The sequence below is a fragment of the Bartonella sp. MM73XJBT genome (assembly GCF_028618465.1).
Classification (GTDB): Bacteria; Pseudomonadota; Alphaproteobacteria; order Rhizobiales; family Rhizobiaceae; genus Bartonella.
The window spans coordinates 1-8,689 of sequence record NZ_JAQISY010000040.1; the positions used below are offsets into that span (position 1 = coordinate 1).

Consider the following 8,689-nt stretch of genomic DNA (forward strand, 5'->3'; position numbering starts at 1 on the left):
GAGAATTGAGAACAGCGTGTACCATTTGGCGAGTAGAGGCTTCCCCTCCTAAATCATAGGTCACAATTTTTCCAGAACGAATAACCTGATCAATACTCTCAGACAATTGCCGTGCCGCATCCTGAAAGCCCAAATAATCCAAAAGTAAAGCAGTAGCATAGAGCATAGCAGAAGGATTTGCTCTGTTCTGTCCAGCAATATGCGGTGCACTACCATGAACAGGTTTAAAACAGGCAATATCGCTTCCCACACTTGCACTAGGTGAAAGTTCTAGTCCACCCATTACTCCAGCGGAACAATTAGAAAGAATATCACCAAACATACTTTTAGCAACAATCACGCCAAAACGCTCTGGCTTTGTTGCTATCCATAAAGCAACCGTATTCACATCGTGAATCTCTGCTTCTATTTCCGGATAATTTTGCGCGATTTTCTCAAAAATTTCTTGAGCAAATTGACCACTTTTCCCCATAATATTTGGCTTATCAGCAAAAGTAACCCGCTTAAACCCATGTGCTCTTGCATAAGAAAAAGTATATTCAAACAACCGCTCTAAACCAAAGCGTGTTTGTAAATGCACCACCCACGCTGCCTCTTCAGGACCATATTTTTCCAAATTTTGGTGTTTCAACCATGCAGCTTTTTCAGGAGTTATTCCGCGAAAATTGAGCCTGCATAAAGACCTTCGCTATTATCGCTGATAACACAAAAATGAAAAGGCTTTTTCGGCCCCACAATGTATCTAATCGATCGGATATTTGCGAAGAGATCGAACTTTTTGCGCAACGAAACAAGAGGAGAAACATCAGAAAGTTTACTTGCTTTTAAAGGTTCTACAAACTCTTTTAAAGCAGCTTCTTTTTCTTCACAGTCCATAGTCCCAAGTAAAAGTGCATCACTTTCAGAAACTTTTTGCCAAGTTTCTTGAGGAACAAAATCTCCGCCCTGTTTGTGCCATTGCCAACCAATATCGCCATAAGTGAATTCGATTGGCAATTTGAATTGCCCTAAAACCATCAGTGCTGCATCACAAATCTCTGGTCCTACCCCGTCACCAGGCAATACAAGAACTTTCTTCTTCTTCATAATCCATTCATCCATTCATCAATAATTGTATTGGTCATCATAGGATTATCATCCCATAGACGCGTACCAGCATCAGGAATGACCTTATATTCATGATGAATACAATGACTTCTCGTCTGATTGTCTATGGTTGCAAGTTGAGACTTTTCACCAACCAAAGCCAAAAACTTCCCAGTATATTTGACAATCTCATTTCTAGCATCCAGCTCTAACAAGAACTGAAATCCTCTCGTCATACGCTCAATTGCCATGTTTCTCTGTGCATCAGGGATCTCTCGTAAAACTCTTTTTTTCAAAACTCCACAAGGATGCATCAAAATATTCAGTGCTTCTAACGCTCCAGACAAATCTTGATTTTTTAAAAAATCAAGAATACATTCAAGTCGCCGTTTTAAAAGCTCATCTGGATAACCTGGTGCATTTACAGCAAGCACAGCGCGAACATTTGGTAATCTTGCCGCCAATATTTGAACTAACATTCCAGCCATAGAAAAACCCACAAGTACTGAAGGCTCTGTAAAATGGTCTTCAAGTTTCTCTGTAATAAAAGATAAAATTTCTACGGAAGAATTTTTACAAACAGTAGAGTCACTCGGAAAAAGAGATAGGGTATCAAGGAGAGTCATTTGGCATCCTTTTGCCGAACATAGCTTTGTAAATGAAGCACAAAAAACACCATGATCCCAAATTGGCATCACAGGTGAGAGAATAATAACACGAAAGCTCATTGATTGATTCTCCGCTATTTCCCACAGCCGTTATTTCAAAAGATATGTAGCAAAAATTTTCCTCACTGCAGACAACATGAAAACAAAGACATATCCAAACTCTATCATGCATCCCCCCCCTCTAAAAAACAATCACTCAGCATAACAATTATAGTAAAATGAAACAAAACTACGATAAATTTTAAGCACGCTCAATGCAACCAACTTCATAAAGATTTACTGTCGAGTAACAACAATTTCTATTCCAGTAAAACAACACATAACATTGCCCCATGATGCTTTTTTTCTGATCTCACTCACTCCATTTCCGAATGCATACAATCATGCGCTTTGCAGATATAAATGATAAATCCCAGCAGACAGCAGGCAGCCAATAAAACTGCCATAGTCTGTGGATTGTGCCCAGATATCTTTCCAATAACCGCAGCACTCAACGCAGCACTGCCTAATTGTAAAGCTCCCATCACACCAGAAGCAGCCCCAGCAGCTTGTGGATGTGAGGAAATAGCCAATGCTGTTCCTAGCGGCAATAAAAAACCATTCGCAAAAGTAAGAACAGCGATAGCAACAAAACTCGTTACCAATGGCCATGGGCTTACATACATTTGCAAAGCAAACAGCCCCCCTCCTATCGCAAAAATAATATACCCACGCCAGACCGTTTTTTCCATAGACTCGCGTTTAAAAAACCATCGCGCTGTAAAATTTCCCAAAATATAGGGTAATGACACACCAATATAGCTATAACCAATATAGATTGGAGGCAATCCCAAAGTCGTGAGCAAAAAAGGCGATTCCACAATATAAGCAAAATAGGCCGCATAAGAAAAACACGGAATAAGTGCATAGAAAACAAATTGTTTGTTTCTAAGAACGCCTAAACATCCCTTCATAAATCCCACAAGAGAAAAACGGTGACGTTTTTGAACAGGCAAGGTCTCAGTGAGCACAAAATAACAGAGCAAAATAGTCAAAAATATAAAAACACTTAAAAAGATAAAAGTAGCTTGCCAATGAAAAGCTTGTAACAATATCCCTCCCACTAAAGGGGCAAGTGCTGGCGACATACCAATAAAGGGAAAAACAATTAAGTAGAGTTTGCCTGCTGCTTTTTTATCCAATAAATCATTGATAATCGCACGGCTTAAAACAATTCCGGCACAAGCTCCAAGACCTTGTAAAAAACGCAAAGCAAGAAAAGCGTGAATATTAACCGTATAAATTACACTTATCGTGGTAAACAACCATAGAAACAAACCAAAGAGAAGTGTTTTTTTACGCCCAAAATTATCACTCAATGGTCCATAAATGAGCTGTCCAAGTGCCAAAGCAAACAAAAAAATCGCCACCGCACTCTGAATCCGAGATTCAGTAACTTGGTAATATTGGCGCATTTCTCCAAGTGCCGGAAGAAAAATATCTGTAGAAATCAAACCTCCGGTCGACAAACACACGATAAGTATAAGAAATGGTAATGTATATTTACGATTCATAAATAAAATCACACTTTTAAAGTTAGAGATTAATTAATATTTAATTGAAAATAAAAATATAATGATATCTTTTTCTTATATAGATAAATAATAATGATTAAAAGTATTATTATCTTACCTTATGAAATTAAATTTCTATTATTTTTTTTTATAAATAAAATTCTATTCTCTATGCTTCACATACAAAAACTGAATCCATGAAGCATCTTTCCTTTACACACACTTTGCCACAACCTTCCGCTGCTTTTTCCATTGATAGCATAAGAAAAAGCACAACCCCTCTTCACAGTAGAAATCACACTTTTTATACATGATCCATCAAAGTTGATCAATAAAATGCAAAGCAGAAAAACAACCTCTGACGCCTCCACCCCAAAACCGCTATGGTATAAACAGAGCAACAATTTAAAGTCCCTATCAACATAAATCATTATTGTAAAGAGTTTAACTCTATCAGCTCATAGAGTATAATAAGACTTCTGCAAAACACCTAAAACCCAATATATTACACTTATTTCATAAAACTTTCTACTTAAGATAAAAAAATCAAAAAACTGTATAACTTATTGACAAATATGATATAGTTAAAAATTATTTAATTTACCTATAGGAGCTGTAAATGTGCATAATAAAAATAAAATCTATTCCGTTATTGGTACCTCTACAGTTGAAGGAAAAACATATACAGAGATCAGTTTACGGCGTACAAAAGTTAAAGGTTTAGAATTGATAAGCATAAAGGAAGATATCAAGCAAACAATAGAAATGATTGCCTCTTTTTCGGGATGGTCTTATGATATGATCAACAAACTTGATAAGCGCGACTTTTCAAATATCAAAGATATTTTGGACTCCTCATTAAAAGAAGTGTTCGACAAAATAATCAGCATTAGTAACAATCTGAAAATAGCTTTAAAAAATCCATTCACAAACTATCTTAAAAATTTTAACCATGAAATAAAGAGCCTAAAAATATACATGGGAAAATAATGAGTGTCTGTATTTTCAACAACATCATATCGGAAAAATGCAAAAACAGTTTTTATAAAGATATATTTAAAACACAGAATATAAAAGACATAAAAGAGGAAATCTTTAGCGACTATACACCAATAACAGCACGTACCCCTTCTAATACACAGATTCAAATAAACATTATAAATTATGGTACCTTCGTACAAAATAGTCCATCAGGAACTGATGCATATTACATCTTATCAAAAAACTGAAGACAAAACAAAAAAAATCAACGTTGGATATAATCTTAAAATCGTTAGACATTGCCTCAAAAATTTTGAATCTGCCCTCTTGGTGTTGGGAGTTTTTACTCAAAAGATTAAAATAGTTTTTCGAGCATTATTGCTAAGTAAAAAAACAAGGAGGAAAACGTACAATCAAACGATCTTCTCTCTTCTTCACTTATCTCAGCTTTTAAAAGCTTTTCAAATTGAAGGATATCAATATTATTGATCATCAATAACATACTATTCGTCATAAAAACAGCGCATAAAAACGAAAATTATAGCGACCATGATTTCTTAGAAAAAAGCAAACAACAACGATAAAATTTTACTTTTTATCCTCAAACACAAGGAACACCATCAACAACCAAAAGAATCCTCACACAAGAATAATGATACTCTTTATGAAAAAGTAAAAAGCGCACTCATTTCCTATAAGACACAGAATGATCAATCAATATGCGCCTAAAACATCAATATCCCCCTTGATGGTGCTGATTATATGTTGATCAAAACATTATCGTAAAAACACTCTTTTTAAATTTTCCAACAGAGCCCTAATAAAACAAGCCTATGTCATTATTTTGCACAACCAGAGCATAATGTAAAAAAACGTTCAATCTGTTTGCACCTTAGACGCTCAACAAAAGACTCCATGAATAGCTCTAAACAAAAACTTCAAAAGCAAATAAATCTTCTGATGATATATAATCTTTTGCTTTGGTTAATTCGTTTTTTTCACCCTAAGAGGTCCAAAGAGCATAAAAAAACCTTGGCAGACAATTGAGATCTTGCAGCATTGCCCCCACACACAGCCTACAGCAAAAGCAACAGCTTGAACAGCTTCTCTCTCCCACACAACACGAGGTGCAATTAAAAATTATGCTGTCTCATAAAATCTCATAAGAGATAAAATGATCACACGAACACATCTTTCCTCAAGCATAAATTAGATCTTTAGAATTTGTACATTCAACATTTTTCCTCTCATAAAATATTGCAGTGTTTTTCTATTCATTTTAGCTTCTATCCGTCTCTGTGGGAACATAATGGATCAGCAAGCATTCTATCTCCAGCATCATTCAAGGAGATAAAAACATGGAAACCCGCATTCCTGAAAACACACCCTTCGATACGCATTTTCTAGGAGAACAATCCTTAGAAACAGAATATCCTTTTTTCCAACCACCCATTTCATGGTCTGCAATTTTTGCTGGACTGGTGACAGCTCTTGCCACATCAATCTGCCTCTCTTTTCTGGTGGCAGCATTAGGCTTGGGCCAAATGGATTTCACTTCTTCAAGCTCTTTTGAAGGCTCTTTCCTCTCTTTTGGCATGGGATCTCTTATCGTAACACTCATCAGCCTTGCCTTGGGAGGTTTTGTTGCTGGGCGTTTTGCTGAATCCTCAGGAACACTGCATGGCTTTCTCACTTGGGCTCTCATAACACTACTGATGACCCTTCAAGCCATCCATGTAGTTTCAAGCACAGCAAAAATAGGCGCTAAAGCAGCCCTAGAAAACAGCTCCACGCTTCAACAAACCGTGGACAGCTTCAAAACAAAGATTGCTCCCCTGCTTGAAAATTTCAATGGCGAAAACTTGGAAAAGTTTTTGGTCAAAAACAGCGACAATGGTATCAATTTTGATAAACTGGGCAATGAGTTGCGTACACTTCTCAACAAGAGCGACATCCCTGCTCTCAATCCTGAACGCTTAAAAGAATCCTATCAAAGCGCCTTAAAAGATATTGGTACAGCGATAACAGCTTTTAAAAATGATCCTTCTCACTATCGCACCTACTTGAAAAATCTTGGTGATCGCCTTTCTGATCGTCTAGAAGTCCTTACTGCAAAGTTTAATAAAAACGATATTATCAATGCCCTTATGCACGATGGCATGACACGTACCGATGCACAAACAACAGCCAACGAAGCCATTCATGTTTATCAAAGGGCAGAGGAAAAAACGCAAAAAGCGATAAAAGCGCTTGAAGAACAGGCTGAAACGCTCTCAGACAATCTTGAGAGTACCATAAAGGGAGCAAAAAACACTGCCCAAAAAGCTACAAAAACAGCTTCAAACATCGGCTGGTGGGGCTTTTTAGGCAGCCTGATTGGCGCTATAATTTCCAGTGTCTTTGGCTATTATGGCTATAGAAGCCGTAAGGATGCTTTCAAGCTTTAAAAGCCACCCCATAAAACAAACACTTAAAAAAGCTGTACATTCTGTCCAGCTTTTTTGTAAATTTTCTGGACTGCGCTGCTTTTGAGAAGTTTATTGTTGCAATGATACTATCATTCTTCATTTTCACGCAATAAATTTTTATAAAACAGTATTTTTATGAAGAAATTGTAAGTTTGAAACTATAAATGAGATGAGTAAAATCATCCCTTGCTGCAGCTCTTCTCATAACGATCATCTGGGTAAAAAACAAGACTCCTCTCTTTCTCACAGAAAAGGATACACTCACCACTCGATAACATATTATTGCTGCAGTTGTTCTTTTCATAAAATCTTCAGTTCAGAAATGATTTGTATTCTCCAATTTCCATGCAAAATTTTTCTTCTATCATGAATAATTCAAAATTCTCTCTTCAACCTCACTGATATATTTTCCATATACGCTCCCCATCGTTATTTCATAGAGAAAGCGCAAAATTGCGCCTACTATCCGTAAAGAAGGAGTAGACGAATTGTTGTTCATAGCAACAAACCGTCTTTATATGTTGATAGACAGCAAAGTCAGGGAATCGTTTCGTTAAAATAATCAGTTTATCATTAAAAATTTAAAGGAGAATAAAGGAGGCATCTCTTAAGGCATCCAAGCCCATTTCACGACAGCGCTCGTCTTTCTGTCACCCTCGTCAACGCATAAAATGAGGAAAAAGAATTTAGCGTATTGTGCAGAAAAGATCTCATTTCTTATCTAACACCACTGATAGAAGAATGGAAAAAATCCATCAGACGATTTAATACCTATATTTTAGGTCAAAAACAGATAATGGTAACAATATGACAACTTCTAAAAGGATTGCGCTTATCCTTAACAGGCTATTGTCCACCATAGAGCCAACCAATAAAATAGAAGCTTTCCTTTTTTATCATTTATGCACAAACCTGAACAAATCCAAAACGATACAATGCTTCTTGGCGATGCGATAACGGAAACACCACGCCTCACTTTCTCCCGTTCAGCTAATACCGCGCTAGGCAAATCAATAAATAGTGTTCTCAGAAGAGCTCATTGTCAGCCAATTCTTTTCTTTTTTATATGATTGGAGCTGCTAACCGTGATCCTGATATTTTTATGGATCCCAATAATTTTATATTTAGAGTATAAATGAATTGGTAAAACTGGAACAGCTTTTTTATAAGGACCGCAAATCATTTGTCCTCTGAAACAGTCATGTCCATATCGTGTAAGTACTGTTTTTGCTCTCATGCAGAGAGAATTGACAGCAAACAGACTGCTCGATAAACTCATGGAGATCCGCTTAACTGATAATTTTATTTTGGAGGAAAAGGGATTGTACACAAGGGAACCATCGGCACTCCCAACACATTCATTCATCCCGATATCGGTGTCATCATAAACACATGTGAATTCTCGAAACCTGTGATTTATGAAGCAGAACCAATATTAGACTATCTTCAGGGGACATAAGAATGCAAAAGAAAGATTCCTATAGCAAATCAGAAAAATGTGTCATCTATACCGTCATTATTTCCACTATACTTCCTTTGCTGGACGGAAGTATTGTCAACGTCATCCTCCCCAAGCTCGCTCATTATTTTTCAGCGCATGAAAATAATATACAATGGGTTGTAACATCCTATTTTCTCGCTACTGTTCCTGGGCTTTTGCTAGCAGCTTTTGTACAGGGAAGAATAGGGATTAAAAAGACTTGGCTCCTTGCAAACTTCATTTTTATGCTTGGATCGCTGGGGGTAGGATTAAGCTATGACTTTCAAACCATTATATCTTCTCGTATCATTCAAGGTTTTGGAACTGGTCTTTTGTTGCCCCTAAGCCAAACCATTATTGCCTTACAATTTGGACAAGAACGGGTGCGCCAAGCCATGGGCACCATAGCCGTACCAACAGTTTTTGCTCCTGCCTTTGGTCCACTGGTAGGTG

General features: G+C 36.9%; 5 protein-coding genes and 1 pseudogene. 3 read left to right on the forward strand and 3 right to left on the reverse strand.

Annotation, left to right across the window (positions count from 1 at the left end):
- The 3 genes and pseudogenes from PVV69_RS08460 to PVV69_RS08470 form a co-directional block, all read right to left on the reverse strand.
- A pseudogene (locus PVV69_RS08460) lies at positions 1–1,101 on the reverse strand (isocitrate/isopropylmalate dehydrogenase family protein); the annotation flags it as partial.
- The gene (locus PVV69_RS08465; RefSeq protein WP_273757159.1) at positions 1,083–1,814 is read right to left on the reverse strand and encodes an alpha/beta fold hydrolase; all 732 of its coding nucleotides are present in this window, start codon (positions 1,812–1,814) and stop codon (positions 1,083–1,085) included. The gene PVV69_RS08465 and the pseudogene PVV69_RS08460, both read right to left, overlap by 19 nt.
- 296 nt (positions 1,815–2,110) lie before the next feature.
- Positions 2,111–3,307, reverse strand: a complete 1,197-nt coding sequence (locus PVV69_RS08470; RefSeq protein WP_273757160.1) for a multidrug effflux MFS transporter — start codon at positions 3,305–3,307, stop codon at positions 2,111–2,113.
- Between the two features lie 621 nt (positions 3,308–3,928).
- Between PVV69_RS08470 and PVV69_RS08475 the strand changes: the two genes are divergently transcribed.
- The 3 genes from PVV69_RS08475 to PVV69_RS08485 form a co-directional block, all read left to right on the forward strand.
- Positions 3,929–4,297: a phage tail assembly protein gene (locus PVV69_RS08475; protein WP_273757161.1), complete on the forward strand. Its 369-nt coding sequence runs from the start codon at positions 3,929–3,931 to the stop codon at positions 4,295–4,297.
- 1,349 nt (positions 4,298–5,646) lie between these two features.
- Positions 5,647–6,735, forward strand: coding sequence for a TIGR04086 family membrane protein (locus PVV69_RS08480; protein ID WP_273757162.1), 1,089 nt, complete (start codon positions 5,647–5,649; stop codon positions 6,733–6,735).
- 1,482 nt (positions 6,736–8,217) lie between these two features.
- A partial coding sequence (locus tag PVV69_RS08485) for an MFS transporter (protein ID WP_273757163.1) occupies positions 8,218–8,689 on the forward strand: 472 nt, incomplete at its 3' end.